Source organism: Streptomyces sparsogenes subsp. cuspidosporus, from assembly GCF_039532705.1.
Taxonomy (GTDB): domain Bacteria; phylum Actinomycetota; class Actinomycetes; order Streptomycetales; family Streptomycetaceae; genus Streptomyces; species Streptomyces sparsogenes.
The window spans coordinates 62,543-89,515 of the sequence record NZ_BAAASD010000043.1 but is presented as its reverse complement, the minus strand read 5'-3'; the positions used below and the strand labels follow the sequence as shown (position 1 = coordinate 89,515).

The following is a 26,973-nucleotide window of genomic DNA, read 5'->3' as shown; positions in this document are numbered from 1 at the left end:
AGGACCCGGGCGACGGCGACACCATGCCGGACACCGACGCCCCCACACCCGGCGGCCAGACCCCCGGCGACTCGGACGACGGACGCCAGTACGCCCACTAGCCAGACGGCGGCCCCGCCCCCCGGCCAGCCCCCCGCCACGAGGAGGGGCCGCCCGCACCCCCGCAGGAGCCCCCGTGACAGCACCGCCCCCACCCCCGCCCGACCACTGGCACTGCTACCGCTGGACCGGCGACCGGCGCACCTACGACGACGAGTCCGCGCGCAGACCACCCCACCTCATCGTCCACACCATCCCGCCCCAGCAGTGGAAACAGATCGCCGCCGCCAGCCCCGCCTTCACGGCCAGCGACGTACCCCCGCTCGAAGTGCCGCACTGGCTGCTGCGCCCCGCCCGAATGATCAAGGCCACCTTCCAGGAGCCGGACAAAGCCTCCGCCTGGTACCGCGACCAGGTCACCGACCTGACCCCCGCCTTCATGACCGACCACGACAGGGACCCCGCGCGCCAAGCCGAATGGCAGACCGCAGCAGAAGACCGGCTCGGCTGGGGCGGAGACGTCGTCGGCGGGTGGTATCTGCGCGGAACCGGATTCGCCTCCGTCCAGGTGGTCGCGTGCAGCGCGAACCGGATCCGCCCGACCATCCCCTGCCCGATGAGCTGATGATCCGGCCCGTGCACGGCTCACCGCATGCGGTTCGGTGTCCAGCGGAGCGTCATGTCGGGCAGGTTCTCCATGTTGCGGTCGCCGTCGTTGGTGTCGAGGACGGTGAAACCGTGGTGCTCGTAGAAGGCGCGGGCCTCGGTGTTCTGCTGGAAGACGTGGAGGGAGAGACCGTCGGGGCTGTGCCGTCTGACCTCGTCGAGCAGGAGGGTGCCGATGCCCTGCCGGCGGGCGTCGGGGCGCAGGTAGAGGTGGTCGAGCAGGTCACCGTCGAGGGCGGCGTAGCCGGTGATCTCCGTGCCGCGCACGGCGACCCAGGTGCGGCATTGCTTGAGCAGGATGTCGCGGATCCATTGGGTCACCTGCTCGTGGTCGCGCTGCTGCGGGGGCAGATAGGGCATGGTCGCCGCGCGGGAGGCCATGTGGATGCGCGCGATCACGGGCGCGTCGGCCTCCTCGGCAGGTCGGATCCGGATCTTGCTGTCGTCACTCATGTCGGGAACCTCCGGGCAGATCATTTCGTGTCGGGGGTGGCTCGATCCAGTGGGGCTCCGGCGCCGCAAAGTCTCTTCGCAAACCACCCGCGCGACGATAGAAAAGAGCACAGATCAGCCCCGACACCGAACGGAGCATGACTTTGACCTCAACGGAACGCGCCATCGCCGCCGCCGAGGCCCGCAGTGCGCACAATTACCATCCGCTTCCGGTCGTCGTCGCGTCGGCGGAGGGCGCCTGGATGACCGATGTCGAGGGGAAGCGGTACCTCGACATGCTCGCCGGGTATTCGGCGCTCAACTTCGGGCACGGCAACCGGCGGCTGATCGATGCCGCGAAGGCCCAGCTGGAGCGGGTCACGCTCACCTCCCGCGCGTTCCACCACGACCGCTTCGCCGCCTTCTGCACGGAGCTGGCCGAGCTGTGCGGGATGGAGATGGTGCTGCCCATGAACACCGGGGCGGAGGCGGTGGAGACGGCGGTGAAGACCGCGCGGAAGTGGGGGTACCGGATCAAGGGCGTCCCGGACGGCCGGGCGAAGATCATCGTGGCGGACAACAACTTCCACGGCCGGACGACGACCATCGTCAGCTTCTCCACCGACCCCGAGGCCCGGGCCGACTTCGGTCCGTACACGCCGGGCTTCGAGATCGTGCCGTACGGCGACCTGGCCGCGATGGAGGCGGCCCTGGACGCGGCCGGGGACGACGCGGTGGCGGTGCTGCTGGAGCCGATCCAGGGGGAGGCGGGGGTGCTGGTGCCGCCCGCCGGGTACCTGGCCGGGGTGCGAGAGCTGACCCGGGCGCGGAACGTGCTGTTCATCGCGGACGAGATCCAGTCCGGCCTCGGCCGCACCGGCAGGACCTTCGCCTGCGAGCACGAGGGGGTCGTGCCGGACGTCTATGTGCTGGGCAAGGCGCTCGGCGGCGGTGTGGTGCCGGTGTCGGCGGTCGTGTCCTCCCATGAGGTGCTCGGCGTGTACCGGCCGGGCGAGCACGGCTCGACCTTCGGCGGCAACCCGCTGGCCTGCGCGGTCGCCCTGGAGGTCATCGCCATACTGCGCAGCGGTGAATACCAGCAGCGGGCGGCGGAGCTCGGCGAGCATCTGCACGGCGAGCTGGGGCTGCTGGTGGCGGGCCCGGGACAGCCGGGCGGCGTGCGGGCCGTGCGGGGGCGGGGGCTGTGGGCGGGGGTGGACATCGACCCCGCGCTCGGCACCGGGCGGCAGATCTCGGAGAAGCTCATGGACCGGGGGGTGCTGGTCAAGGACACCCACGGCTCCACGATCCGGATCGCGCCGCCGCTGGTGATCAGCAAGGAGGACCTGGACTGGGGTCTTGACCAGCTGCGGGCGGTCCTGGCCGGGTGAGCTTCGCGTGAGCCTTTGACCGAGGGCCGTCGAGCGACGCTCGGCGGCCCGGGGCGGCCCGCTCAGAGGATCACGTGCGGGATGAAGCGCGCGTACTCGTCGGTGACCAGGCCCGCCGACTCGCGGATGCCGAGCCCCGCCGACTCGCCCTCGACGACCCACGTGCCGAGCACCACCCGGTTACCGTCGAAGTCCGGCAGCGGCGCCAGCCCCTGGTAGCAGCACGGCTCCTCCCGTACGACGGGCTCCGCGCCCGGCGGGTGCACCGTGACGCCCGCGCCCTCGCGGCCCAGCAGCGGCTTGGCCACGTACCCGGTGGTGCGGGCCAGCTCCCGGGGGCCGTCGAGGTAGGCGGGGAGCAGATTGGGGTGGCCGGGGAAGAGCTCCCACAGGACGGCAAGCAGCGCCTTGTTGGACAGCAGCATCTTCCAGGCGGGCTCGATCCAGAGGGTGGAGCCGGTGCCGCCGCCGTTGTCGAGCGTGTCCAGCGCGTACGGGCCGAACCGGTCGGTGGCCAGCCACTCCCAGGGGTAGAGCTTGAAGCAGGCCCGGATGAAGCGGAGCCGCTTGTCGACGAAGCGGCCGGAGAGGCGGTCCCAGCCGATGTCCTCCATCGAGATCGCCTCCGTCCGCAGCCCGGCCTGCTCGGCGGTCTCGCGCAGATACGCGACCGTCATCAGGTCCTCGCCGAGCTCGTCCCCGGCCGAGTGAGCGAAGTACAGGGGCGCGCCGGGCGGCAGCAGCGGCGCCTGCTTCTTCCAGGCGTCGACCAGCCGCTCGTGCAGGGAGTTCCACTGGTCGGCGCCGGGGAAGCGGTCCTCCATCCAGAACCACTGGGCGCTGGCCGCCTCCACCAGCGAGGTGGGCGTGTCGGCGTTGTACTCCAGCAGCTTGGCCGGGCCCGGGCCGCCGTCGTAGCGCAGGTCGAACCGCCCGTAGACGCTGGGCTGTTCGGCGCGCCGGCGCCAGGACTCGGCGACCAGGCCGGCCAGCCTCGGGTCGTCGAGACCCAGGTCGGCGAAGCGGTCCGCCTCGACGATGTGCTCGGCCGCGGCCAGGCACATCCGGTGCAGTTCCTCGACGACCTCTTCGAGCGCCTCGACCTCGGGCAGGGAGAACGCGTAGTAGGCACTCTCGTCCCAGTACGGGCGCAGCGAGCCGTCGGGGTAGCGGGTGAGCGGGTAGATGACGCCCTGTTCCTCGACGGTGGACTGCCAGTCGGGGCGCGGGGTGGTGGTGTGGCGCTTCACGGTGCCGGTCGCTTCGGGTCCGGGCTGTCCGGTCAGCCGCCGCCGGAGCCGGAGCCGGAGCAGCCGAAGCCGCCGCGGTCCGCGGCCTTGCTCTTGTCGAAGGTGCCGTAGTCCGCCCAGCCGCTGCTGACGTCGGCGTCGTAGTACCAGTCGCCGTCGACGGTCTTGCCGCCATTCTTCCCGCTCTTCTTGCCGCCCTTGGCGCCGCTCTTCTTGCCGGAGGAAGAGGACGAGGAGGAGTTGCAGGCGCTGGAGTCGACGACGCGATAGCCCTTGACGACGTCGTAACTGTTCCGGTCCACACAGCGTTTGTCCGGCTCGGACCCACAGGAGGTGAGCGCGGCGGCGAGCGCGCCCATGCCGCCCAGGATCACCGTGCTGGACCGCAGCCTGCGCCGGCCCTTCTGCTCCATCGTGGCGTCTCCCCCGGTCGCTTGCCTGTCGCGCCGCAAGCCTAGAGGGCGCGCTCGCACACGTGAACGGCAGGGGAGCGTCCGTCCGGCCGCTATGCGTCGTGGCGGTCCGGCCCGCCCTGGGCCGGCGCGCCGGAGCGCTGGGGCGGCCAGTCGGGGGCGGGGTCCTCGGCGAGCAGGGGACGCAGGGCCCCGAGGACCGCGCCGACGCAGACGTCGCGCAGCTGAGTGCGGGTACAGGTCTCGTGGGTGAGCCAGTCGACGCAGAGGACCTGGACGAAGACCAGCCAGCTCTTCAGGACGCCGGACACGGCCTCGCGGGCGCTCTCGTCCGCGAGCGGGAGGACGGCCAGCAGCCGGGCGCGGAGCGCGTCCAGCTCGTTCGTCATGATCGTCTGGATCACCGGGTCGCCCGCGAGGACCCGGTTCGCGGCGAGGACGGCGTGGCGGTTCGCCACGAAGTAGTCGAGGTGGACGTCCATGCCCTGGATGAGCTGCTCCACCAGGGAGTCGGCGGGGTCGAGCCGCGTCTCGGCGAGCAGCTGGTCCGCCGCCTGCTGGTAGACGGCCGCGAAGAGGGCGTGCTTGCTGGGGAAGTGACGGTAGAGCAGAGCGCGGGAGACACCGGCTTGTTCGGCGACCTCTTCCATCAGCACATCGGCGTAGGGGTGCGCCGCGAAGAGCCGGGCGCCGACGGCGAGGAGCTGGGCGCGGCGGTCGGCGGGGCTGAGGCGCTGGCGTGGAGACACGAGCGAAGCTTAGTTGACATGAGTCTACTAACGCGCCCACTGTAGTAGACGCGTGTCAACTAAGCTCCGCCACGGCGGCTCGGAGGGATGATGGCCAGAGCTCTGCGCGTACTCACACAGCTGATGGGGTGGGCTTGCGTGCCGATCGGCCTGTTCCATGTGGCCCTCGGCAACGCGGCGATCCCCGGCGCCGGTTCCGCCGGCACGACGGTCGACAGCTGGGGCCGGTTCATGGGGGCCGGCTTCGTCGGCTACGGGCTGGCCTGGCTCTGGGCCGCGCGGCAGCGTCCGATCCCGGCTCGGGCGGTGCGGTGGCTGGCCGGCGTCTTCCTGCTGGGCGGCGTGGGCCGGCTGCTCTCGCTCGCCGTGCACGGCCGGCCGCACTGGTTCCAGATCGCGCTGACAGTGATCGAACTCGGCCTGCCGCCGGTCTTCTTCTGGCTGGCCGGCGCGGAGGAGCGGACCTCACGCGGCGATGTGGAGGCCGCCGTGCCCGCCGGGCGGTGAAGGCGTGCGCGCGCCGGTTCCGGCCGGGCCCTCGGCATCGGCGGCTCAGCGGCTCACCCCGGGAGCGCGCGGCACAGTGCCTCCAGCGCGCCCGTGAACGCGTGGTCGGGCGGGGTGCCGTAGCCGACCACCAGCGCGTCGCCCAGCTCCTCCGCGCCCAAGTCCTCCGCGCCCGGCCCGCCCGCGCCGCGCGGATCCGCGCCGTACCGGAAGCGGGACAGTCCGTCCATCGCGAGCCCCTGCCAGGCGGCCCCCTGCACCACCGACCGCTCGGTCCCCGGCGGGAGTCGGAGCACCGCGTGCAGACCCGCCGCGATCCCGCTGACCCGTACCCCCGGGGCACGCTCGGCGAGCGCCGCGACCAACTGGTCGCGGCGCCGCCGGTAGCGCAGCCGCATGCCGCGAACATGGCGGTCGTACGCCCCCGAGTCGAGGAATTCGGCGAGCGTGAGCTGGTCCAGCGCGCCCGTCGGCCACTCCCCCGCGCCCTGGACGGCCAGCACCTCGTCCATCAGGTGGGCGGGGACCACCATCCAGGCCAGCCGCAGCGCCGGGGCCAGGCTCTTGCTCGACGTGCCCAGGTAGAGCACGCGCTCGGGGTCGAGCCCCTGCAGCGCCCCGACCGGGTTGCGGTCGTAGCGGAACTCCCCGTCGTAGTCGTCCTCCACCACCAGACCGCCGGCGCGGGAGGCCCAGTCGACGACGGCGGCACGGCGGTCGGGGTGGAGCGACACCCCGGTCGGGAACTGGTGCGCCGGGGTCAGCATGACGGTCCGTACGCCGGCGAGCCCGGCCAGCCCGTCCGTGCGGGCGCCGCGGTCGTCGACCGGCAGCGGCACGGTGCGCAGCCCGGCGCGCCGCATGAGGTCCCAGTGGAAGTCCAGCCCGTACGACTCGACGGCCACGTCCCGCTCGCCCCCGGCCCGCAGCACCCTGCTGACGACGGCCAGGCCCTGTTTGAAGCCCGCGCAGACCACGATCCGCTCCGGGTCGGTCCGCACCCCCCGGGCGCGCGCCAGGTAGTCGGCGAGCGCGCGCCGCAGTTCGGGCCGGCCGGCGGGGCCGCCGTACGCGAAGGCGTCGGCCGGCGCGGCGGTCAGGGCCCGCCGGGCGGCGGAGAGCCAGGCCGCGCGGGGGAAGGACGCGACGTCGGGCGAGCCGGGCCGCAGGTCGTAGGCGGGGCGCCGGCGCGGTCCGGCGGTCGGCGGGGTGCGCGGCGGCGCGGGCTCGGGCGGCACGACGCGCCGGGCGACGCGGGTCCCCGAGCCCTGCCGGGCGGTGAGCCAGCCCTCGGCGACCAGTTCGCCGTAGGCGTCGGCGACGGTGTTACGGGCGATGCCCAGGTCCGCGGCGAGCGAGCGGGAGGAGGGCAGCCGGGTCCCGGGGGCGAGCCGACCGCTGCGCACCGCGTCGCGCAGGGCACCGATGAGCGCCGCCCGCACCCCCGTGGTGCCGCTCCGCGGCAGGTCGAGATGGAGATCGGCGCCGAGGGCGGGTGCGGGTGCGGGCGGCGTGTTCGGGGACCGCGTGCTCCGGGGCTGCGGGCTCGGCGGCTGTGAGCGCGCGGGCTGCGCGGAAGTGGCCCGTGAATCCTCCATGGGAATGGACCATACCCCTGGGCTAATGGCGACCTAGTGTGGGAGCCATGACGACGAACGAGACCCCCCGGCCCCCCGCGGGCACCCACCAGCACGGCCCCCGGCTGCCCCTGGCGAAGCTGGCTCCCGAGTTCTACAAGGCGATGATCGGCGTCGACGCGGCCGCCCGTAAGGGCCTCGACCCGACCCTGGTCGACCTCATCAAGATCCGCGCCTCGCAGATCAACCACTGCGCCTTCTGCATCCACATGCACACCACGGACGCGCGCAAGGCGGGCGAGACCGAGGAGCGCATCAATCTGCTCAGCGCGTGGGAGGAGGCCGCCGGCTTCTTCACCGAGAAGGAGCGGGCCGCGCTCGCGCTGACCGAGGCCGTCACCGTGCTGACCGACGGCTTCGTCCCCGACGAGGTGTACGAACGGGCCGCGCCGCACTTCGAGGAGGCCGAGCTGGCCCAGGTCATCGCGCTGATCGCGACCATCAACGCCTGGAACCGCATCGGGGTCACCACCCGCATGGCCCCGGGCAGGGCATGACCGGCGCCGCGGCCCTCCGGGCCCTGCACCACGGCCGGGCCCCCGGCGACCCGCTCGTCCTCCCCGGCCCCTGGGACGCGGCCGCCGCCCGCGCCTTCGCCGCCGCGGGCTTTCCCGCGCTCGCCACGCCGAGCGCGGGGATCGCGGCCTCGCTGGGCTACCGGGACGGCGAGACCCCGGCCGACGAGATGTTCGCGGCGGTCGCCCGGATCACCCGCGCCGTGGACGTGCCGGTGACGGCGGACGTCGAGGACGGGTACGGACTCTCCCCCGGGGAACTCGTCGAGCGGCTGCTGGAGGCCGGCGCGGCGGGGTGCAACCTGGAGGACGGCGACCGGGCGACGGGCGGGCTCAAGGACCCGGAGCGGCACGCCGACTGGCTCGCCGAGGTGCGCGCCGCGGCGGGCGACGGCCTGGTCATCAACGCCCGCGTGGATGTGTTCGTACGCGGAGGCGCCACGAAGCACGGGGATGCCCCGGCAGCCGGGGACGCCCCGGGGCGCGGGGACACCACGGGGCGCGGGGACACCACGGGGCGCGGGGACGCCCCGGGGCGCGGGGACGTCTCAGGAGGCGGCGCCGGGGCGGAACCGGAGCGGCTGGCCGAGGAGGCCGTCGCGCGGGGGCGGCGGTACGCGGCGGCGGGCGCCGACTGCGTCTACCCGATAGCCGCTCCCCCACGGCTGCTCCCCCGGCTCGCGGCCGGCCTCGGCACCCCGCTCAACGCGCTCGCGAAGCCGGACGGCCCCTCCCCGCGCGAGCTGGGCGAGCTGGGTGCGACCCGCATCACGTTCGGCCCCGGCCTCTTCCGCCAGGCGCTGGCGGCGGTGGAGGACATCGCCGAGCGGCTGCGCCAGGCGTAATGCCACAATCCCGGCAAGAGAAATAAGGCTCTCCCGATTTCTCGCCGCAATTCCGGCGAAGAGCGCCAACCGTATTCCCCCGGCACATAAAGCGGCATAAAAAGCCGCTGGACACGTCTGCCGGGCGGGGTTATCGTGCACTCGAATTCCGCGAAAAGCGGAACAGAAATCGGGGAGCAACAACAGAATGAACAACCTTATAGGGGACCGCCGGGAGGGCGAACGCCGGAGCGGCGTAAGGCGGTTGGCGCTGGTCCGTGCGGCGCTGGCGGCAGCGCTTTCCGTCGGTGCGCTGGCGGGTGCCGGGGCGGCGCAGGCCGAGGAAAATCCCTCGACTCCGACCCCCAGGATTATCGGCGGCCATGACGCCACCGAAAACTACTCGTTCATCGTTTCCCTGCAGAAGGAAAGGAACGGGGACCCGGACGGTCACCGTTGCACCGGAGCGCTCATCCGCAAGGACTGGGTCGTGACCGCGGCCCACTGCGTGACCACGGCGGGCACCGATTCGGCTCCGTTCACGGTCATGGACCCGGCGCTGTTCCACGTCCGGGTGGGCTCCGACGACCGGACCACCGGCGGCACCGTCGCCAAGGTCAAGCGGATCGAGGTCGACCCCGAGTACCAGGCGCGCGACGACCGCTCCGAGGGCTACGACGTGGCGCTCCTTCAGCTCGACACCGCGCTGGCCAACAAGCCGGTCCCGCTCGCACCCACCTCGACCAAGGCGGGCACCCCGGTCCGGCAGCTCGGCTGGGGCTACACCGCGACCGCCGACGTCGGCGACCCGACCAAGCTCCCGGTGAAGCTCCAGGAGCTCGACACCAAGGTGATCGACCCCAGCACGGAGAAGTGCCGGGTGGACTCCACGGGGGATGACTCGTGGGGCATCCGCGAGGGCGATGTGTGCACGGACAACCCGCAGGACACCTACGGTCCGTGCGGCGGTGACTCCGGTTCGCCGCTGCTGAAGAAGGTCTACGGCCGCTGGCAGCTGGTCGGCGTGGACAGCCGCGGCGTCGGTGAGATCTGCGGGTCCACCCCCGACATCTACACCGACCTCCACTACCACCGCTCCTGGCTGTACAGCGTCATCGGCTGACGCTCCAGAGCACAAAAGGCAGCCGCGCCCCGGTCCGGGAACCGTCCCGGGCCGGGGCGCGGCCGCGTCAGGGCCGCGCCTCCCTCAAGTCCGCGGCCGCCTCAGGTGCGCGGCCGCGTCAGGGCAGCCACTTCCTCCAGACGTCCGGGTGCTCCTTGACCCACTTCTCCGCCGCGTCCTGCGCGGAGAGCCCGTCCGAGGCGATCATCTCGGCGACCTCGTTCTGGTCCTCCTTGGTCCAGCGGAACTTCTTCAGGAACGCCGCCGCCTTCCCGCCCTCGCGGGCGAAGTCCGCGTTGAGGTACTTCCGCAGCGGGGTGGTCGGATAGGCGCAGTCGATCGACTCGGGGTCCTTCTCCCCCTTCGCGGCGCACGCGTCCGTGTACGCGGGCAGCTTCACCTCGACCATCGGCACCTGGTTGAACAGCCACTGCGGCTCGTACCAGTACGTCAGGAACGGCTTCTTCTCCTTCGCGAACTGCTTGATCTAGGTGATCTGCGCCGCCTCCGAACCCGCGAAGACCACCTGGTAGTCCAGGCCCAGATTCCTCACCAGCGCCTTGTCGTTGGTGACATACGACGGCGAGCCGTCCAAGAGCTGGCCCTTGCCCCCGCTTTCGGCCGTGCGGAACGTCTTGGCGTACTTGTCGAGGTTCTTCCAGTCCGTGACGTCCGGGTGGGCGTCGGCGAAGTACTTGGGGACGAACCAGCCGATGTGGCCGGTGACGCCCAGCTCCCCGCCGGGCGCGATCGTCTTCTTCTCCTTGACGTAGCGCCGCTCCTGCTCCGGATGGCCCCAGTCCTCCAGGATGGCGTCCACCCGCCCCTGGCTGAGCGCGTCCCAGGCGGGGACCTCGTCGACCTGGACGGTCTCGACGTGATAGCCCAGCTCGTGGTCGAGAAGGTACTCGGCGACCGCGACATTGGCCTGCGCGCCCACCCAGGACTGCACGGAGAGGGTGACGCTCTTGGTGCCGCCGACGTTCGCGTACGGCGAGGACTGCTTGGTCATGTCCGCCGCGCCGCAGCCGGTCGCGGTGAGCAGGGCGGTGACCCCGGCGGCGGCCGTCAGCAGCCGGGCGCGGATACGACGCCGGGTGCGGACGCGACGCCGGGCGTGGGTACGAGCCATGGTCAGGCCCCCTTCCCCGGGCGGCGCGCCGTCGGCTGCGTCACCCGGTCGAGCATCAGACCCAGGCACACGATCGCCGCGCCCGCCACCAGACCCGTCGCCAGGTCGCCCTGGGCCAGGCCGAAGACCACGTCGTAGCCGAGCGCCCCGGAGCCGACCAGGCCGCCGATGATGACGACCGCCAGCACCAGCACCACGCCCTGGTTGACGGCGAGCAGCAGCGCCGGGCGGGCGAGCGGGAGCTGGACCTGGCACAGCTGCTGGCCGCGGGTGGCGCCCAGGGAGCGGGCCGACTCCAGCGCGGCCGGGTCGACGCCCCGGAGGCCCTGGGTGGTGATGCGGACGACGGCGGGCAGGGCGTAGACGATGGCCGCGGCCGCCGCCGGGGCCCGTCCGACGCCGAACAGCGCGACCACCGGGATCAGATACACGAACTGCGGCATGGTCTGGCAGATGTCCAGCACCGGGCGCAGCAGCCGCTCCAGGCGCGGCGAGCGGGCCGCCGCGATGCCGGTCGCGAAGCCGAGGACGAGCGTCACGGCGACGGCGGCAAGCACCTGCGAGAGGGTGTCCATGGCCGGGTCCCACACGCCGAGCACACCGATCGCGGCCAGGGCCAGGACGGCGGTCAGGGCGGTTCCCCAGGTGCCGATCAGCCAGGCCGCCGCCGCGACGATCAGCAGCAGGGACCACCAGGGGAGGCCCTGGAGCGCGCCGCGGAGCGGGTCGAGCACCCAGGTGACGTAGCCGGACGCCCAGTCGGCGGTGCCGCCGACCACCGGCACCCCGGAGTAGAGGTGGTCGACCATCCACTCCTTGGCGGTGTTGACGGGTTCGGCGATGGCGAGGGTCCAGCCCTCCGGCCAGTCGGCCGATCCGGCGGCCCGCCCGGCGAGCGCCACGGCGGCGGTGCCGGCCGCCACCCCCGCCCAGGCATACCAGCCGCGCAGCCACCGCGGGCCCGCGTCGCGGTCGGTGCCCAGGCGCAGCCCCGCGGCGGCGGTGGTGCGGTCCAGGACGACGGCGAGCAGCACGATCGGGATGCCGGCCGCCAGCGCCTTGCCCACGTCGACGGCCGACAGCGCCTGGTAGACGCGGTCGCCGAGCCCCGCGCCGCCGATGACGGAGGCGATCACGGCCATCGACAGCGCCATCATGATCGTCTGGTTGAGGCCGAGCAGCAGTTCCTTGCGGGCCAGCGGCAGCCGGGCCGAGAGCAGCCGCTGCCGCCCGGTGGCGCCGAGCGAGGCCACGGCCTCCATCACCCCGGCGTCCGCCTCGCGCAGCCCGAGCGCGGTCAGCCGGGCCATGGGCGGGGCCGCGTAGATGACGGTGGCCAGCACCGCGCCGGGCACGCCGATGCCGAAGACCAGCACCACGGGCAGCAGATAGGCGAAGGCGGGCAGCACCTGCATGGTGTCGAGCACCGGCCGCAGCGCCCGGTACGTGCGCTCCGAGAGCCCGCCCGCCAGCCCGAGCAGCACCCCGATGGCCACCGAGGCGGCGACGGCCACGGCCATCAGCGCCAAGGTCTGCATGGTCGGCAGCCACATCCCCAGCAGCCCGCACAGCGCGAACGACACGGCGGCGAGCGCCGCGACCCGCGCCCCGGCCACCCGCCAGGCCAGCAGGGCCGCGGCGGCGGTGACCCCGGCCCAGCCGAGGGCCAGCAGGGTCAGGTAGACGGCGCGGACGGAGACGATGACCGCGTTGCTGATGTGGCCGAAGAAGTAGAGGAAGAGGGGGTGGTGGTCGCGGTTGTCGATGATCCACTCGCTCGCCCGGTCCAGCGGCCCCGACACATCGACGGTCAGCGCGCCCGGCCAGCTGCCGCTGTGCCAGCGGGTGGCGGCCAGCGGCACCAGCACGGCGGCGATGAGGGCGAGCACCGCGAGCTTGCGCACGGCCGGACGGCCGGCCAGGGCGCGCAGCCCGCCCGGGCCCCGGCCCGCCGCGGTCCGGGAGACGCCGGAGGGGCCGGCAGGGGGACCGGCGGAGGGGCCGGACGCGGGGTCGGTGGCGGGGGCGGCGGTCGCGGCGGTCATACGCGCCCCCGTACGCCGGACGGCCCCCGTACGCCGGACGGCCCCCGTACGCCGGACGGCCCCCGTACGCCGGACGGGCTCGGCAGGCCGGACGGGCTCGGTATGCCAGGGAGCCCCCGTAGGCCGGGCCCGCATGCCCCGGGCCGCCCTCGTACGCCCGACAGCCCCCGTACGGCGGGCTGGTGCACGCGTGTGGTCATGCCGGTGCCCCCTTCACGCGCAGGCCGGCCACCACCGCGAGCAGCCGCTGGTGGTCGACGACCCCGAGCAGCCGCGGGCCGTCCATGATCCGGGCCGGGCCGCCGGAGCGGGCGACGGCCTCGATGGCGGCGGCGATGGTGGCGTCGGGCGCGAGCGCCGGGCCGCTGTCCCGCTCGCCGTCCTCGGGCGCGCGCAGCGCGTTGCGCACGGTCAGCACCTGCTCGCGCGGCACATCGCGGACGAAGTCCCGTACGTAGTCGTCGGCCGGGGAGCCGACGATCTCCTCGGGGGTGCCCAGCTGCACGATGCCACCGTCGCGCATCAGCGCGATGCGGTCGCCGAGCCGCAGGGCCTCGCTCAGGTCGTGGGTGATGAAGACCATCGTGCGGCCCTCGTCGCGGTGCAGCCGGATCACCTCCTCCTGCATGTCGCGCCGGATCAGCGGGTCGAGCGCGCTGAACGGCTCGTCGAAGAGCAGCACTTCGGGGTCGGCGGCGAGCGCGCGGGCCAGGCCGACGCGCTGCTGCTGGCCGCCGGAGAGCTGGCCGGGGCGGCGGTGTTCCAGGCCGGTGAGCCCGACCTTGGCGACCATCTCGGCGGCCTTGGCGCGGCGCTCCGCCTTGCGCACGCCCTGGATCTCCAGGCCGTAGGCGACGTTGTCGATGACGGAGCGGTGCGGCAGCAGCCCGAAGTGCTGGAAGACCATGGCGGCCCGGTGCCGGCGCAGCTCGCGCAGCCGCGCCTTGTCCATGGCCAGCACGTCCTCGCCGTCGATGTGGAGGGTGCCGGAGGTGGGCTCGATCAGCCGGGTCAGACAGCGGACGAGGGTGGACTTGCCCGAGCCGGACAGGCCCATGACGACGAAGACCTCCCCCGGTCGCACGTCGAAGGACACATCGCGGACGGCGGCCGTGCAGCCCGTACGGCGGCGCAGCTCCTCGGCGGGCAGGTCGGCGGCGGGCGAGCCGGGGATGCGGTCGGCCTTGGGTCCGAAGACCTTCCACAGGCCGCGCACGGAGAACACCGGGGCCGCCGTCCCGTCCGCGCCGGGCGCGGAGGCGGACGCGGAAGCGGGGGTGGGGGTCGGGGGCCTGGTCTCGATCGCGGTCATCACGCCTCACCTCCGGCGACGAGCAGCTCCGCGCACTTCTCGCCGACCATCAGCACCCCGATCATCGGGTTGACGGCGGGCATGGTCGGGAAGACGGACGCGTCGGCGATCCGGATGCCCTCGAGGCCCCGGATCCGCAGGTCCGGGCCGACGACGGCCAGGTCGTCGGAGACCGCGCCCATCCGGCAGGTGCCCGCCGGGTGGTAGACGGTGTGCGCGACCTTGCGGGCGTACTCGCTGAGCTCCTCGTCGGAGGTGACCTCGGGCCCGGGGCACACCTCGCGCTTCAGCCAGCCGGCCAGCGGCTCGGTCTTCGCCACCTCGCGGGCGATGCGGATGCCGTCGACGAGGGTACGGCCGTCATAGTCCTCCTGGTCCGTGAAGTAGCGGAAGTCCAGGGCCGGTTTCACGGATGGGTCGGCGCTGGTGAGGTAGAGGCGGCCGCGGCTGCGGGGCTTGGGGATGTTCGGGGTCATCGACACGCCGTGCTCGGGCTTTTCGTAGCCCAGCCGCTCGGGGTTGTCGGTGAACGGGATCTGGTAGAAGTGGAACATCAGGTCGGGGCCCTGCGCGTCGGGGTCGCGCCGGACGAACAGGCCCGCGTCGGAATCCATCGCCGAGTTTTCGGGGATCGGGCCGTCCGTCTCCCAGACGATCACCGATTCGGGGTGGTCGAGCAGGTTCTCGCCGACGCCCGGCAGATCGTGCACGACGGGGATGCCGAGCGCCTCCAGATCGCGCCGCGGCCCGATGCCGGAGTGCAGCAGCAGCCGCGGGGTGTCCACGGCGCCCGCGCACACCAGCACCTCGCGCCCCGCCTCGACCAGCAGCTCCGCGCCGTCCTTGGTACGCACCCGCACGCCGGTCGCCCGGCCGGACTCGTCCACCTCGATCCGGTACGCCCAGGTCTCCAGCATGAGGTGGAGGTTGGGCCGGTCCAGGAACGGGTGCAGATAGGCGACGGAGGCGGAGGACCGCTTGTTGTCCTCCGGGTGGTACGCGAGGTCGAAGAAGCCGACGCCCTCGTGGAACGGCTCCTTGTTGAACCCCTCGACGCGCGGCACGCCGAGCGCCGCCTGCGCGGCCTCGACGAAGTCGTGGGCGATGGCGTTCCGGTCCTTCTCGTCGACCGGCACGATGTTGTTGCGCAGCCGCGCGAAGTACGGGTCCATGGACGCGGCGTCCCAGCCGTCCGCGCCCGCCTTCACCCACTCGTCCCAGTCGCCCGGCAGCGGCTTGAAGGAGATGAGCGTGTTGTGCGAGGAGCAGCCGCCGAGCACCCGGGCGCGGCTGTGCCGGATGTGTGAATTGCCGCGTGGCTGCTCCGTGGTGGGGTAGTCGTAGTCCAGCTCGCCACCGAGCAGGCCGAGCCAGCGGCGCAGGGTCAGCACCTCGGGCCGGTCGACGTCGGACGGCCCGCCCTCGATGACGGCGACGCGGACGTCCGGGTCCTCGGTGAGCCGGGAGGCGATCACCGATCCCGCGGTGCCGCCGCCGATGACGACATAGTCGAATGCGACAGGTGCGACAGGTACGGACATGATGGCAACTCCTCGCGAACCCGGGTGGGGCCCGGGTGTGGGGGACGTACGTACGGGGTGGGGGCGTACGGGTGAGGGGTTTACGGGGTGAGGCGCTGTACGGGGCCGGGGTGAACGGGGTGAGGGAGCGACGGGGCGGGGGCGTGGGGCGCGGGGTGTGGGGTGAAGGGTCTGGGGGTGTGCGGCGCGGGGTGTGGGGTGAAGGGTGTGGGGTGAAGGGTCTGGGGGCGCGGGGTGTGGGGTGAAGGGTCTGGGGGCGTGGGGCTCAGCCGGAGAACCAGCGGACCGGGGCCGGCCGCAGGTTCTCGTAGATGTGCTTGGTCTCGCGGTACTCGGCCAGGCCCGAGGGGCCCAGCTCGCGTCCGATGCCGGACTTCCCGAAGCCACCCCACTCCGCCTGCGGCAGATAGGGGTGGTAGTCGTTGATCCAGACGGTGCCGTGCCGCAGCCGCCCCGCGACCCGCCGCGCCCGCGCGGTGTCGCCGGACCAGACGGCGCCCGCGAGGCCGTACTCCGTGTCATTGGCGAGCGCGACGGCCTCGTCCTCGGTGCGGAAGGACTCGACGGTCAGGATCGGGCCGAAGGTCTCCTCCCGCACCACCCGCATCTCGCGGTGGCACTGGTCGAGGATGGTCGGCAGGTAGAAGTACCCGGTCGCGGGGCGGACGTCGGACGGCTCGGGCTGTGCGCCGCCGCAGCGCAGCAGCGCGCCCTCCTCCAGCGCGGAGGCCACGTACGCCTCGACCTTGTCGAGCTGGTGCGCCGATACGAGCGGCCCGCACTCGACGCCGGGCTCGGTGCCGCGCCCCAGCCTGATCTTCTGGGCCCGGCGGGCCAGTTCGGCGACGAACCGCTCGCGCACGGACTCCTCGATGATCAGCCGGGCCCCGGCGGAGCAGACCTGGCCGCTGTGGATGAAGGCGGCGTTGAGGGCCTGGTCGACGGCGGTGTCGAAGCCCTCGGCGGTGGCGCAGGCGTCGGCGAACACCACATTGGGGTTCTTGCCGCCGAGTTCGAGCGCGACCTTCTTCACGCCAGGCGCGGCCGCCTGCATCACCTTCGTGCCGCTGACCAGGCCGCCGGTGAAGGACACCAGGTCCACGCCGGGGTGCTCGGCCAGCCGGGCGCCGACGGGGTCCCCGGCGCCGGTCACCAGATTGCCGACCCCGGCCGGCAGTCCGGCCTCGGCCAGCAGCTTCATCAGGTGGATCGTCGACAGCGGGGTCACTTCGCTGGGCTTGACGACGAAGGTGTCGCCCGCGGCGAGCGCGGGGGCGATCTTCCAACTGGCCTGGAGCAGCGGGTAGTTCCAGGGGGTGATCAGCGCGCAGACGCCCACCGGCTCGTGCACGACCACGCTGTGCACATCCGGGGTGCCCGCGTCGACCACGCGCCCGGCCGACTCGCCGGCGACCAACTCGGCGAAGTAGCGGAAGGCGTTGGTCACGTCGTCGACATCGACCCGCCCCTCCTCCAGGGTCTTGCCGGTGTCGCGGCTCTCGATCAGCGCGATCTTCTCGCGGTCGCGCTGGAGCAGTTCGGCGACGCGACGCAGCAGCGCCGCCCGCTCGGCCACGGGCGTATGCGGCCAGGGGCCCTGGTCGAAGGCGCGACGCGCGGCGGCGACGGCGGCGTCGGTGTCCTCCGCGCCGCCTTCCGACACGATCGCGAGGGTCTTGGCGTCCGCGGGGTCGAGGACCTCCCGCTGCGCGCCGGATGCGGCGGCACGCCACACCCCGTCCACATGAATGGTCTCGACTGCCGACACGTCTTCTCTGCCTTCCGGTGGTGCGGGAATCCCGCCGCCGGCCGCGCCGGCGACGCGAAGCCCCTCCCCGAAAGGACCCGACCTATGCGTGATTGTCGTTCGAAAGTGGCCGGGCTCACGTGATCACAAGGTCTCAGCGGGAGGCCCGCTCGTCGGTCCCGGGGACCTTGGCGGTGCTGATGGCGATGCGGTTCCAGGTGTTGATGGTGAAGATCAGGGCCAGCAGCCGGGCCAGCCCGGACTCGTCGAAGTGGGCGGCCGCGCGGGCGTAGACCTCGTCGCTCACCCCACCCTGGGAGACCAGGGTGACGGCCTCGGTCAGGGCGAGCGCGGCCTGCTCCTCGGGGGTGAAGAAGTGGGCGGCGTCCCGCCACACGGCGACCATGTGCAGGCGCTCCTCGCTCTCCCCCGCCTTGCGGGCGTCGGAGGTGTGCATGTGCAGGCAGTACGCGCAGCCGTTGAGCTGCGAGGAGCGGATCTGCACCAGCTCGACGAGCGCGGGGTCGAGGCCCTCGCGGGCGGCTGCGTCGAAGCCGATGAGCGCCTTGAACGCCTTCGGCGCGGCCTTGGCGAAGTTGATCCGGGGTGCGGTGTTGTTGTTCGTCATGACCATGAATCTATGACCGCGATAGACCGGTTGAGGGGTGCATTCCCAGGGCGGATTCATGGGTCAATTGCGGGGCCTGCCCGGGGGGGGCTGTGCGGTCATGTCTGGTGGAAGGAGTCGAGCGCGGCCCGCAGGGTCTCCTGCTGTCCGGCCCGGTCGTCGTCCGGGCCGATGACCAGCACCGCGTACATCGTGCCGTCGGGCGCGGCGAAGCGGTGGTCGAGGATGTGCCGGGGGCCGCCGTACTTCTCGCTGTCGTACGTGTACTCCAGCTCCACCGGGTCCATCTCGCCCTGGCCGGTCCGCTCCAGGGTGATCCGCTCATAGCCGCGCTGGCGCGAGGCGAGCCGCTCGGCCTCCCGCGCGGATTCGTACGGCGTGCTCTCGGGGCCGTGCAGCTCGAAGATCTGCAGCCTGGTGTCCTGGTCGGGCGAGGTGTAGAAGACGCTGGGCCCTTCGACGGTGCGCCCCCATCCGTCCGGGACGGCGAGGGCGAAGCCCGCCGGGTCGTCCTCCGTGTGGAAGCCCGTGGGCGGGGACGCGGAGGGTGCGGCCGAAGGGGACTGACCAGGGGATCCCGAGGGGTCCTGGGATGCGGAGGGGTCCTGCGATTCGGACGGGTCCTGGGAGCCGGGCGGGTCCGCGGAGGGGGAGGCCGTGGGAGCGCCGGACTCCTGGCCGGGCGCCGGAAGACCGCCGCCGGACGGCGTCTCCTCCGAGCCCGACGGCTCGGGCGCCGGGCTCCCGGTCGCCCAGGGGATGCGCGCCGCCCGGCCTCCGACCTCGCCGTCGTCCCCGAACGCCACCCACCCCGCGAACGCGATGGCGCCGCTCAGCACCAACGCCACGACGGCCGCCCACAGCCCCCGCCGCGCGCCGCCGACCGGCGGCGGAGCGGGCACGGCACCGCCGTACGCGGACGCGGCTGCCGTCTCCGCCTCGTCGTCCTGTACTTCGCCGTGCGCGTCCGCGTCCCTCGCCATGCTCTCCCCCCGAGGCCAGCGTCAACGTTCGCCGCCAACTCCTCCCAAAATAGGCGAAGCTGAGTCACAGGGATAGAGAATGACCAAAGGGCCACCCTCCGGAGTGAATACCGGAAGATGACCCTTCGGTCGCGTCAGGCCAGGCCCGTCAGATCAGGCCGCGTCAGGCCAGGCCCGTCAGGCCAGCCCCGAGTCAGATCAGGCCCAGGCCGCGCACGGCCTCGCGCTCCTCCTCGAGCTCCTTCACCGACGCGTCGATGCGGGCGCGCGAGAACTCGTTGATCTCCAGGCCCTGGACGATCTCGAACTTGCCGTCCTTGGCGGTGACCGGGAAGGAGGAGATGAGCCCCTCCGGCACCCCGTACGAGCCGTCGGAGACCACACCGGCGGAGGTCCAGTCCCCGGCCGGGGTGCCGTTGACCCAGGTGAAGACGTGGTCGATGGCGGCGTTGGCGGCGGAGGCGGCCGACGAGGCGCCGCGCGCCTCGATGATGGCGGCACCGCGCTTGGCGACGGTCGGGATGAAGGTCTCGGCCAGCCACTGCTCGTCGTTCACGGCCTCGGCGGCGTTCTTGCCCGCGACCTCGGCGTGGAAGACGTCCGGGTACTGGGTGGCCGAGTGGTTGCCCCAGATCGTGAGCTTGGTGATCTCCGAGACCGGGACGCCGGTCTTCTTGGAGAGCTGCGAGAGGGCGCGGTTGTGGTCGAGGCGGGTCATCGCGGTGAAGCGCTCGGCCGGTACGTCCGGGGCGGCGGCCTGGGCGATGAGGGCGTTGGTGTTGGCCGGGTTGCCGACGACCAGGACCTTGATGTCGTCCGCGGCGTGGTCGTTGATGGCCTTGCCCTGCGGCTTGAAGATGCCGCCGTTGGCCTCCAGCAGGTCGCCGCGCTCCATGCCCTTCGTCCGCGGCCGGGCGCCGACCAGCAGCGCCACGTTCGCGCCGTCGAAGGCCACGTTCGGGTCGTCGGTGATGTCGATGCCCTGGAGCAGCGGGAAGGCGCAGTCGTCGAGCTCCATCGCGGTGCCCTCCGCGGCCTTCAGGCCCTGCGGGATCTCCAGGAGGTTCAGCTTGACCGGCACGTCCGCGCCGAGCAGCTGGCCGGAGGCGATGCGGAAGAGCAGCGCGTAGCCGATCTGGCCGGCCGCGCCGGTGACGGTGACATTGACGGGAGTGCGGGTCATGGCGGTCTCCTGCGCTGTGTTTTCTGTCGATCTCTTGGTGTCGAGATACCGGCGTCAGGCTATCCGACGACAGCGCACGGGGCCCCGGGGGCCAGCTGTGTGACTGCTCACCGGGCCCCGGGGGCCAGCTGTGTGACTGCTCACCGCAGGGCGACAGGGGCCTGCCGGACCGTAAGGGCCCAGGACGGCGTTCGGCGGCCGCCTGCCGAGGGGGGAGTAGCAGGCGGCCGCCGGGTGCCGTGCCGCACCCGTGGGGGGGGTCCTCGTCCGCCTGCCCCGATTCGGCGAGAGCATTCCCCCCGAGTCGGAGATTCCTCGGAGACACCATCGAGGAGGCGGTGGAGTCACCGCCGAACGGCCGCGCTACGGCGCCGCCGTGCGTCCCGCCCCCGTCGCCGTGCAGCCGCGCTGCCCCGTGGTGAGGGTGGCGCAGGCCCGGGCGCGGGCCGGGGCTCCGGCGGCGGAGCCGACCTCGACCATCCGGGTGTACGCCTCGCCGTCGGCGTCGGCCTCGCCGCTCTCGGTACGCGCCGCGCCGCCGCCCTGGGCCGGCGCGGTCACCCGTAACCGGTCGCCGGGGCCGGCCTTGGTGATCCGGGCCCAGGCCGCGCCGCACACCTCGCTGTAGCGCACCTCGACATACGCGCCGCCCACGGTCGCGCCCGCGGTCGTCCTGGCGTACGCGCCGCCGCAGCCCATGGTTTCGGGGTCCTGGCCCGCGCACTCCTGGCCAGTGCATTTCACCCCCGCGGGCAGGGTGGGGCCGGTCGTCGGGGCCGGGCCGGGCCTCGGATCCTTCGCGTTCCCGTCCATCCGTCCGTCCGGGTTGCCCAGGAGGACCGCTGCCGTGCCGGCGAACAGGACCCCGGCCGCCGCCGCGACGAGCAGCACGACGCGGCGGCGCCCGTTCGGCGCCGGCGCCGCTGCGTCGGGGGCGCCCGCGGCGGGCGGGGCCGGAGAGTCGGGTGACGCGGGCGGCCCGGACGGCCTCGGGCTCGGCTCGGAGGGCTCAGGCGGCTCGGGGAGCGCGGCCGGGGCGGTGGAGAACAGCGGCGGGTCGGGCACGGGCGGAGGGTCCGGCAGCGGCGGGGGCTCGGGCATCAGGGGCGGGTCGGGGACGAGGGGCGGGGGTGCCTTCCGCGTCGTACGGCCCGTCGTACGGCCCTTCCTCGGGCGCGGCGGCGGGCCCGCCTCCTCCGGCACCCCCTGCGCCTCCTCGCCCCCACCGGCCTCCCCCGTGACACCGTGCCGCGGCTCGCGCTCTTCCGGCAGCTCCCTCCAACGAGGCATTGCCTCCCCCTGTCCCCCGCTGTCCCCCCGCGGGTACGCGTGAACTTCCTCGGCCCTGCCCCCGTTTGGGCGCCCCCGAGAGCCGCGGATCCGTTACCCGCGGGGATGCCCCGCCCAAGGATGACAGTTCTCCCAGCAGGGGCGCACCGGAGCATTACGGGCATCGCCGCGCGCCCCCGTGCGCCCGTGTAGGGCTGTTGCGCACCCGAGACGTCGTACCGGAATGGTCACCTCCGCGCCACAGGACCTCGACGTCCATTGATCCGGCAGTGCCGTTGACAGAACCCTTATGCGAGACGGCCCGTCCTTCTTCGGGGGAGAGGACGGGCCGTCGCGGTGCTCAGGTCGGTGGCGCTGCTACCGGACGGTGAAGTGCACCACGTCTTCCAGGAACGGGATCTCCAGCCAGGGGTCGGGCTGGGCCATCAGCGACAGGAGGACGATCGCCGAGCCCAGCACCCCGTAGGTCAGCATGTCGGTGAACCGGGACCGCACCGCCAGCATCCCGACCTCCGGCAGCGCCCACCGCAGCAGCGCCCCCGCCAGCAGGGACAGCCCGACCAGGACCGTGCCGGCGCGGAACGCGTCCAGGGCCACCACCAGCAGTCCGATGGCGACGCCGCCCATCACGGCCAGCAGCGGCCACTGGCGGGCGGGCGCCGGGGCGTCGCCGGGTGCGGCGCGGCCGCCGCCCTCCGGGCGCGCGGTGTCCCGCGTGAACAGGGGGAAGCGGCGGGACTTGGCGGCGGGGGGCGGCCCGGCCGGCTCGGCGGCGGACTCGTCGGCCTCAGCCGGCATGTCCGGCACCGGCGTCACCGCTGTCACCGTCGTTCGCGCCGCCACCGTTGCCGGTGCTGTCACCGCTGCTCGCGTCGGCGGCCTTGGCGGCCCGCTCCGCGGCCTCCACCACGTTGACCAGCAGCTGGGCGCGGGTCATCGGGCCGACGCCACCCGGGTTCGGGGAGATCCAGCCGGCGACCTCGGTCACGTCGGGGTGCACATCGCCGGCGATCTTGCCGTGCTCGTCGCGGCTGACGCCGACGTCGAGCACCGCCGCCCCCGGCTTGACGTCCTCCGCCTTGATCAGGTGCCGCACGCCGGCCGCCGCCACGATGATGTCGGCCTGGCGCAGCAGCCCCGGCAGGTCGCGGGTGCCGGTGTGGCAGAGGGTGACCGTGGCGTTCTCCGAGCGGCGGGTGAGCAGCAGCCCGATGGAGCGGCCGACGGTGATGCCACGGCCGACGACCACCACATGGGCGCCGTTGATCTCCACGCCGTGGTGGCGGAGCAGCTGGATGATGCCCTGCGGGGTGCACGGCAGGGGGCCGGTCTCGTTCAGCACCAGCCGGCCGAGGTTCGTCGGGTGCAGCCCGTCGGCGTCCTTGGCCGGGTCGATCAGCTCCAGCACCCGGTTGGTGTCGACGCCCTTGGGGAGCGGCAGCTGCACGATGTAGCCCGTGCAGGCCGGGTCCTCGTTGAGCTCCCGTACGGCGGCCTCGATCTCCTCCTGGGTGGCGGTCTCGGGCAGGTCGCGCCGGATGGAGGCGATGCCGACCTCGGCGCAGTCGCGGTGCTTGCCCGCGACGTACCACTTGCTGCCGGGGTCGTCGCCGACCAGCACGGTCCCGAGACCGGGGTGGACGCCCTTGGCCTTGAGCGCCTCCACGCGGGCGACGAGGTCGGACTTGATCGCGGCGGCGGTTGCCTTGCCATCGAGAATCTGCGCGGTCATGGCTTCATCCTCCCGGATGCGGGGACGTCTGTTCCAATCAGGGGCGGCGAAGGCCGCACCCCCGCGCGTCGGGGGTGCGGCCTTCGCTCGGTGCGGCTCAGTGGAAGAAGGCGCGGCTCAGTGGAAGAAGTGGCGCGTGCCGGTGAAGTACATGGTCACGCCCGCCTTCTGGGCCGCCTCGACGGTCAGCTCGTCGCGGACCGAGCCGCCCGGCTGCACCACGGCCTTGATCCCGGCCTCCGCCAGCACCTCGAAGCCGTCCGGGAAGGGGAAGAAGGCGTCGGAGGCCGCGTACGAGCCGGCGGCCCGCTCCTCGCCCGCCCGCTGTACGGCCAGCCGCGCCGAGTCGACGCGGTTGACCTGGCCCATGCCGACGCCGACCGTCGCGCCGTCCTTCGCGAGCAGGATCGCGTTGGACTTCACGGCGCGGCAGGCGCGCCAGGCGAAGGCCAGCTCGGCCAGGGCGTCGGCGTCCAGCGCCTCGCCGGTCGCCAGGGTCCAGTTGGCCGGGTCGTCGCCCTCGGCCTGGAAGCGGTCCTTGGCCTGGACGAGCGTGCCACCCTCGATGGGGCGCTGCTCGACGACGGCCTCGGGCGCGTCGGCACACCGCAGGACGCGGATGTTCTTCTTGCGGGCCAGCACCTCCACGGCGCCGTCCTCGTAGTCCGGGGCGACGATGACCTCGGTGAAGATCTCGGCGACCTGCTCGGCCAGGGCGAGTGTCACCGGGCGGTTGACGGCGATCACGCCGCCGAAGGCGGACAGCGGGTCACAGGCGTGCGCCTTGCGGTGCGCCTCGGCGACATCCGCGCCGACCGCGATGCCGCAGGGGTTGGCGTGCTTGATGATCGCGACGCAGGGCCGGTCGTGGTCGTACGCGGCACGCCGCGCGGCCTCGGTGTCGACGTAGTTGTTGTACGACATCTCCTTGCCGTGCAACTGCTCCGCGTGGGCGAGTCCCTTGCCGCTGCCGTCGCTGTAGAGCGCGGCGGGCTGGTGCGGGTTCTCGCCGTAGCGCAGCACCTGCTCGCGCTCGTAGGTGACGCCGATGAAGTCCGGCCAGGGGCCCTCGTCCGCCGCGTAGCTTTCGGCGAACCAGTTGGCGACCGCCACGTCGTACGCCGCCGTGTGCTGGAACGCCTCGCTCGCCAGCCGCTTGCGCTGGTCGAGGTCGAAGCCGCCCTCGGCGGCGGCCTTCAGCACGTCCGCGTAGCGCTCGGGGTTGACGACCACGGCCACGGAGGGGTGGTTCTTGGCGGCGGCGCGGACCATCGAGGGGCCGCCGATGTCGATCTGCTCGACGCACTCGTCGGGCGAGGCGCCCGAGGCGACGGTCTCCCGGAACGGGTAGAGGTTGACGACGACCAGCTCGAAGGGCTCGACGCCCAGCTCGGCGAGCTGCTCGCGGTGCGAGTCGAGCCGCTGGTCGGCGAGGATGCCCGCGTGGACGCGGGGGTGCAGCGTCTTGACGCGGCCGTCGAGACACTCGGGGAAGCCGGTCAGCTCCTCCACCTTGGTGACGGGGACGCCGGCGGCGGCGATCTTCGCCGCCGTCGAGCCGGTCGAGACGAGCTGGACCCCCGCCGCGTCCAGCCCCCGGGCCAGCTCCTCGAGCCCCGTCTTGTCGTAGACGCTGACCAGCGCGCGGCGGATGGGCCGCTTCGTACCTTCGACGGTCACGGGATCATTACCTTTCGTCCCTCAATGCGGTAGCCGTTGCGGGCCAGACGCCCCACGACCTCGACGAGCAGCGAGCGCTCGACTTCCTTGATCCGCTCGTGCAGAGCGGACTCGTCGTCCTCGTCCCGGACCTCGACCACGCCCTGGGCGATGATCGGGCCGGTGTCGACCCCGTCGTCGACGAGATGGACGGTGCAACCGGTCACCTTCACGCCGTACGCGAGCGCGTCGCGCACGCCGTGGGCGCCGGGAAAGCTGGGCAGCAGCGCGGGGTGGGTGTTGACGCACCGGCCGCCGAAGCGGGCGAGGAACTCCTGGCCCAGGATCTTCATGAACCCGGCCGAGACCACGAGGTCCGGCTCGTACGCGGCCGTGGCCCCGGCCAGCGCGCGGTCCCAGTCGGCGCGGGTGGCGTGGTCCTTCACGCGGCACACGAACGTCGGGATCCCGGCGCGCTCGGCGCGCTCCAGGCCCGCGATGCCGTCCCGGTCCGCGCCGACGGCCACGACCTCGGCGCCGAAGCCCGAGGCGCCCTCGGCGGCGATCGCGTCGAGGAGCGCCTGAAGGTTCGTACCGGAGCCGGAGACCAGGACGACGAGGCGGGCGGGGCGCTCGGGGCGGGCGGCGAGGTACGGCGGGGGAGGCGGGGAGGCCACGGCGGGGATCTTTCTCGCGGGCGATGCGGGACGGTACGCGTGGGTGCGGACACGTTTGCACGAACACGTTTGTGTGGTCGTACAAGGTGGCGGAGTCCTGAATTCCGGGGAACTCTACGAAGCCGCCGACCGTCAGCAACGATACCGGCACACGAAACGGCCCCCGGGGGACGGGGGCGGGCGCGGGAGGTAGCGTCTGGACTGCGAAATCAACTGACGCCGTGGGAACCACCGTCGCGCCCGCACAGGGGAGCCGTACGGCGCAGGCCGTACGGAAGCCTCGCGTGCATCACGACGACACAAGGGGAAGACACCTCCACATGCCGGACCGACGCCGCCGCGCGGCTCACTGCCCCCCGCCGACCCCCGCCCGCACCGGAGGGCAGCGATGAGGCACGCCCGCACGTCGCGCACGACGCCGCTGCTGCGGGAGCAGCAGTCCTCGTCCTCGTCCTCCTCCGCCTCGCCCGGGGGCGCGCCCGCCGGGCGCGAGGAGCCCAACCCCTTCGCGCCGCCGCCGGAGGGACGGCCCGACCAGCCCTGGCAGCCCAGGCACCGGCCCGACGCCGCGCAGGGCGGCACGGACGGCCCCGGCGGCGACGGCAGCGGTGGCGGCGACGGTGGCCGGGATGACGGCCGCGCCGCGCCCGGTGGCGGGGCGCAGGGCGGCCAGAGCGGCGGCGGCCAGGGCGAGGGCGGCCAGGGCGGGCCGGACGGCCCGCCGCAGCCACCCGCCTGGGGCAGCCAGTGGAGCAGCCGCCAGCCCGGCCGCCAGAACGGCGGCTTCGGGTCCAACCCCGGCCGGCCCGGCACGAGCGGCCAGGGCGGCGGCGGACGCCCGCGCTGGGACCCGACCGACCCGGCCCAGCGGCGCGCCCGCTACGCGCTGCTCGCGGGCATGTGGGGCTTCTTCTTCGCGCTCTTCAGCCTGCCCCAGATCGCGCTGCTGCTCGGCGCCCTGGCCGTCTACTGGGGCATCAGCGCCCTGCGCGCCAAGCCGCGCCGCCCGGCGCCGGCGCCGACGCCCTCCGCCGTCCCGCTGAACGCTCCGCCGCCCGCCCCCGGCGCCACCCCGGCCCATCTCCCGGCCCCCGGCACCGGCCCCTCGAAGCCGCAGGCCACAGCGGCGATCAGCGGACTGGTCACGGGCGGTCTGGCGCTGGCCATCGTGGCCGCGACCTTCACCGTCCAGCTCGTCTACAGCGACTACTACTCGTGCGTGGACGACGCCCTCACCCAGACCTCCCGGCACGCGTGCGAGGACCTGCTGCCCAAGCAGCTCCGGCCGCTGCTCAGCACGGAGGACTGACCCGGGAAGCCCCAGGGGCGGCCGTGACGCGCAGGCGTCGCGGCCGCCCTTTCGCGCACCGGGCCCCGTGCGGCACGAGACACCGACCGCTAGCGACGCTAGACAACCGAGCGGCGCTTGATCTAGCATCGCTTGTGCGCCTAGCGACGCTAGGAACACGTTCACGTCAGGCTCTGGTTACTCCCGTGG

General features: G+C 73.2%; 24 protein-coding genes and 1 pseudogene. 7 read left to right on the top strand and 18 right to left on the bottom strand.

Annotation, left to right across the window (positions count from 1 at the left end; all coding sequences use genetic code 11):
* The first annotated feature begins 175 nt into the window (after positions 1 to 175).
* Positions 176 to 664 (top strand): hypothetical protein, encoded by a 489-nt coding sequence (locus ABFY07_RS34780; RefSeq protein ID WP_346178326.1) that lies wholly within the window; start codon positions 176 to 178, stop codon positions 662 to 664.
* Between the two features lie 20 nt (positions 665 to 684).
* Here ABFY07_RS34780 and ABFY07_RS34775 read toward each other — a convergent pair whose 3' ends face one another.
* On the bottom strand, positions 685 to 1,158 hold the full coding sequence (locus ABFY07_RS34775) for a GNAT family N-acetyltransferase (protein ID WP_346178325.1): 474 nt from the start codon (positions 1,156 to 1,158) through the stop codon (positions 685 to 687).
* Between the two features lie 143 nt (positions 1,159 to 1,301).
* Between ABFY07_RS34775 and rocD the strand changes: the two genes are divergently transcribed.
* Positions 1,302 to 2,528: an ornithine--oxo-acid transaminase gene (gene rocD / locus ABFY07_RS34770; protein ID WP_346178332.1), complete on the top strand. Its 1,227-nt coding sequence runs from the start codon at positions 1,302 to 1,304 to the stop codon at positions 2,526 to 2,528.
* A gap of 62 nt (positions 2,529 to 2,590) precedes the next feature.
* Here the strand turns inward: rocD and ABFY07_RS34765 are convergent, their stop codons facing one another.
* From ABFY07_RS34765 to ABFY07_RS34755, 3 genes are all read right to left on the bottom strand, one after another.
* Positions 2,591 to 3,778: a glutathionylspermidine synthase family protein gene (locus ABFY07_RS34765; RefSeq protein ID WP_346178324.1), complete on the bottom strand. Its 1,188-nt coding sequence runs from the start codon at positions 3,776 to 3,778 to the stop codon at positions 2,591 to 2,593.
* 32 nt (positions 3,779 to 3,810) lie between these two features.
* Positions 3,811 to 4,191 carry a hypothetical protein gene (locus tag ABFY07_RS34760; RefSeq protein WP_346178323.1) on the bottom strand — a complete coding sequence of 127 codons (381 nt, stop codon included), beginning with the start codon at positions 4,189 to 4,191 and terminating at the stop codon, positions 3,811 to 3,813.
* A gap of 92 nt (positions 4,192 to 4,283) precedes the next feature.
* A complete protein-coding gene (locus ABFY07_RS34755) occupies positions 4,284 to 4,940 on the bottom strand; it encodes a TetR/AcrR family transcriptional regulator (protein WP_346178322.1) in 657 nt (218 codons plus the stop codon).
* Between the two features lie 90 nt (positions 4,941 to 5,030).
* Here ABFY07_RS34755 and ABFY07_RS34750 point away from each other — a divergent pair, with 90 nt between their 5' ends.
* Entirely contained in the window at positions 5,031 to 5,447 is a 417-nt protein-coding gene (locus ABFY07_RS34750; protein WP_346178331.1) for a DUF4345 domain-containing protein, read from the top strand.
* Positions 5,448 to 5,500: 53 nt separating this feature from the next.
* Here the strand turns inward: ABFY07_RS34750 and pdxR are convergent, their stop codons facing one another.
* Positions 5,501 to 7,045 carry a MocR-like pyridoxine biosynthesis transcription factor PdxR gene (pdxR, locus tag ABFY07_RS34745; protein ID WP_346178321.1) on the bottom strand — a complete coding sequence of 515 codons (1,545 nt, stop codon included), beginning with the start codon at positions 7,043 to 7,045 and terminating at the stop codon, positions 5,501 to 5,503.
* Positions 7,046 to 7,092: 47 nt separating this feature from the next.
* On the opposite strand from pdxR, the gene ABFY07_RS34740 reads away from it, so the two are divergent.
* The 3 genes from ABFY07_RS34740 (at position 7,093) to ABFY07_RS34730 (ending at position 9,546) form a co-directional block, all read left to right on the top strand.
* Positions 7,093 to 7,581, top strand: coding sequence for a carboxymuconolactone decarboxylase family protein (locus ABFY07_RS34740; RefSeq protein ID WP_346178320.1), 489 nt, complete (start codon positions 7,093 to 7,095; stop codon positions 7,579 to 7,581).
* Positions 7,578 to 8,444: an isocitrate lyase/PEP mutase family protein gene (locus ABFY07_RS34735; protein WP_346178319.1), complete on the top strand. Its 867-nt coding sequence runs from the start codon at positions 7,578 to 7,580 to the stop codon at positions 8,442 to 8,444. The genes ABFY07_RS34740 and ABFY07_RS34735 overlap by 4 nt, the downstream gene beginning before the upstream one ends.
* Before the next feature lie 187 nt (positions 8,445 to 8,631).
* Positions 8,632 to 9,546: a S1 family peptidase gene (locus ABFY07_RS34730; RefSeq protein WP_346178318.1), complete on the top strand. Its 915-nt coding sequence runs from the start codon at positions 8,632 to 8,634 to the stop codon at positions 9,544 to 9,546.
* Between the two features lie 118 nt (positions 9,547 to 9,664).
* Here ABFY07_RS34730 and ABFY07_RS34725 read toward each other — a convergent pair.
* The 13 genes and pseudogenes from ABFY07_RS34725 to purN all read right to left on the bottom strand — a co-directional run bounded on the left by ABFY07_RS34725 (position 9,665) and on the right by purN (position 25,475).
* Positions 9,665 to 10,678 (bottom strand): annotated as a pseudogene (locus ABFY07_RS34725) (ABC transporter substrate-binding protein).
* 2 nt (positions 10,679 to 10,680) lie between these two features.
* Positions 10,681 to 12,723, bottom strand: coding sequence for an ABC transporter permease (locus ABFY07_RS34720; RefSeq protein ID WP_346178317.1), 2,043 nt, complete (start codon positions 12,721 to 12,723; stop codon positions 10,681 to 10,683).
* A 196-nt stretch (positions 12,724 to 12,919) separates the two neighbouring features.
* The gene (locus ABFY07_RS34715; RefSeq protein ID WP_346178316.1) at positions 12,920 to 14,035 is read right to left on the bottom strand and encodes a quaternary amine ABC transporter ATP-binding protein; all 1,116 of its coding nucleotides are present in this window, start codon (positions 14,033 to 14,035) and stop codon (positions 12,920 to 12,922) included.
* On the bottom strand, positions 14,035 to 15,576 hold the full coding sequence (locus ABFY07_RS34710) for a GMC family oxidoreductase (RefSeq protein WP_346178315.1): 1,542 nt from the start codon (positions 15,574 to 15,576) through the stop codon (positions 14,035 to 14,037). The genes ABFY07_RS34715 and ABFY07_RS34710 overlap by 1 nt, the downstream gene beginning before the upstream one ends.
* A gap of 265 nt (positions 15,577 to 15,841) precedes the next feature.
* Positions 15,842 to 17,344, bottom strand: a complete 1,503-nt coding sequence (locus ABFY07_RS34705) for an aldehyde dehydrogenase family protein (protein WP_346178314.1) — start codon at positions 17,342 to 17,344, stop codon at positions 15,842 to 15,844.
* A 133-nt stretch (positions 17,345 to 17,477) separates the two neighbouring features.
* On the bottom strand, positions 17,478 to 17,951 hold the full coding sequence (locus ABFY07_RS34700) for a carboxymuconolactone decarboxylase family protein (protein WP_428837061.1): 474 nt from the start codon (positions 17,949 to 17,951) through the stop codon (positions 17,478 to 17,480).
* A gap of 98 nt (positions 17,952 to 18,049) precedes the next feature.
* A complete protein-coding gene (locus ABFY07_RS34695; RefSeq protein ID WP_346178312.1) occupies positions 18,050 to 18,934 on the bottom strand; it encodes a serine/arginine repetitive matrix protein 2 in 885 nt (294 codons plus the stop codon).
* A 193-nt stretch (positions 18,935 to 19,127) separates the two neighbouring features.
* Positions 19,128 to 20,117: a malate dehydrogenase gene (locus tag ABFY07_RS34690; protein WP_346178311.1), complete on the bottom strand. Its 990-nt coding sequence runs from the start codon at positions 20,115 to 20,117 to the stop codon at positions 19,128 to 19,130.
* A gap of 363 nt (positions 20,118 to 20,480) precedes the next feature.
* Positions 20,481 to 21,407 (bottom strand): DUF2690 domain-containing protein, encoded by a 927-nt coding sequence (locus ABFY07_RS34685; RefSeq protein ID WP_346178310.1) that lies wholly within the window; start codon positions 21,405 to 21,407, stop codon positions 20,481 to 20,483.
* A 357-nt stretch (positions 21,408 to 21,764) separates the two neighbouring features.
* Positions 21,765 to 22,205, bottom strand: coding sequence for a DUF3017 domain-containing protein (locus ABFY07_RS34680; RefSeq protein WP_346178309.1), 441 nt, complete (start codon positions 22,203 to 22,205; stop codon positions 21,765 to 21,767).
* Complete coding sequence (locus tag ABFY07_RS34675; protein WP_346178308.1) at positions 22,195 to 23,139, bottom strand: bifunctional methylenetetrahydrofolate dehydrogenase/methenyltetrahydrofolate cyclohydrolase; 945 nt, start codon at positions 23,137 to 23,139, stop codon at positions 22,195 to 22,197. Before ABFY07_RS34675 ends, ABFY07_RS34680 begins: the two co-directional genes overlap by 11 nt.
* A 117-nt stretch (positions 23,140 to 23,256) precedes the next feature.
* Positions 23,257 to 24,819 (bottom strand): bifunctional phosphoribosylaminoimidazolecarboxamide formyltransferase/IMP cyclohydrolase, encoded by a 1,563-nt coding sequence (gene purH, locus ABFY07_RS34670; RefSeq protein WP_346178307.1) that lies wholly within the window; start codon positions 24,817 to 24,819, stop codon positions 23,257 to 23,259.
* Entirely contained in the window at positions 24,816 to 25,475 is a 660-nt protein-coding gene (purN, locus tag ABFY07_RS34665) for a phosphoribosylglycinamide formyltransferase (RefSeq protein ID WP_346178306.1), read from the bottom strand. Before purN ends, purH begins: the two co-directional genes overlap by 4 nt.
* 388 nt (positions 25,476 to 25,863) lie before the next feature.
* On the opposite strand from purN, the gene ABFY07_RS34660 reads away from it, so the two are divergent.
* Positions 25,864 to 26,784 (top strand): hypothetical protein, encoded by a 921-nt coding sequence (locus tag ABFY07_RS34660; protein WP_346178305.1) that lies wholly within the window; start codon positions 25,864 to 25,866, stop codon positions 26,782 to 26,784.
* The last annotated feature ends 189 nt before the right edge of the window (positions 26,785 to 26,973 follow it).

What these genes read in the sequence shown, in the direction of transcription:
- ABFY07_RS34760 (WP_346178323.1), bottom strand. Translation starts at nt 4,191, where the DNA reads ATGGAGCAGAAGGGCCGGCGCAGGCTGCGGTCCAGCACGGTGATCCTG.
- ABFY07_RS34675 (WP_346178308.1), bottom strand. Translation starts at nt 23,139, where the DNA reads ATGACCGCGCAGATTCTCGATGGCAAGGCAACCGCCGCCGCGATCAAG.
- ABFY07_RS34720 (WP_346178317.1), bottom strand. Translation starts at nt 12,723, where the DNA reads ATGACCGCCGCGACCGCCGCCCCCGCCACCGACCCCGCGTCCGGCCCC.
- ABFY07_RS34730 (WP_346178318.1), top strand. Translation starts at nt 8,632, where the DNA reads ATGAACAACCTTATAGGGGACCGCCGGGAGGGCGAACGCCGGAGCGGC.
- ABFY07_RS34715 (WP_346178316.1), bottom strand. Translation starts at nt 14,035, where the DNA reads ATGACCGCGATCGAGACCAGGCCCCCGACCCCCACCCCCGCTTCCGCG.
- ABFY07_RS34685 (WP_346178310.1), bottom strand. Translation starts at nt 21,407, where the DNA reads ATGCCTCGTTGGAGGGAGCTGCCGGAAGAGCGCGAGCCGCGGCACGGT.
- ABFY07_RS34750 (WP_346178331.1), top strand. Translation starts at nt 5,031, where the DNA reads ATGGCCAGAGCTCTGCGCGTACTCACACAGCTGATGGGGTGGGCTTGC.
- ABFY07_RS34775 (WP_346178325.1), bottom strand. Translation starts at nt 1,158, where the DNA reads ATGAGTGACGACAGCAAGATCCGGATCCGACCTGCCGAGGAGGCCGAC.
- ABFY07_RS34680 (WP_346178309.1), bottom strand. Translation starts at nt 22,205, where the DNA reads ATGCCGGCTGAGGCCGACGAGTCCGCCGCCGAGCCGGCCGGGCCGCCC.
- pdxR (WP_346178321.1), bottom strand. Translation starts at nt 7,045, where the DNA reads ATGGAGGATTCACGGGCCACTTCCGCGCAGCCCGCGCGCTCACAGCCG.
- ABFY07_RS34695 (WP_346178312.1), bottom strand. Translation starts at nt 18,934, where the DNA reads ATGGCGAGGGACGCGGACGCGCACGGCGAAGTACAGGACGACGAGGCG.
- ABFY07_RS34735 (WP_346178319.1), top strand. Translation starts at nt 7,578, where the DNA reads ATGACCGGCGCCGCGGCCCTCCGGGCCCTGCACCACGGCCGGGCCCCC.
- ABFY07_RS34710 (WP_346178315.1), bottom strand. Translation starts at nt 15,576, where the DNA reads ATGTCCGTACCTGTCGCACCTGTCGCATTCGACTATGTCGTCATCGGC.
- ABFY07_RS34700 (WP_428837061.1), bottom strand. Translation starts at nt 17,951, where the DNA reads ATGACGAACAACAACACCGCACCCCGGATCAACTTCGCCAAGGCCGCG.
- ABFY07_RS34690 (WP_346178311.1), bottom strand. Translation starts at nt 20,117, where the DNA reads ATGACCCGCACTCCCGTCAATGTCACCGTCACCGGCGCGGCCGGCCAG.
- ABFY07_RS34660 (WP_346178305.1), top strand. Translation starts at nt 25,864, where the DNA reads ATGAGGCACGCCCGCACGTCGCGCACGACGCCGCTGCTGCGGGAGCAG.
- ABFY07_RS34740 (WP_346178320.1), top strand. Translation starts at nt 7,093, where the DNA reads ATGACGACGAACGAGACCCCCCGGCCCCCCGCGGGCACCCACCAGCAC.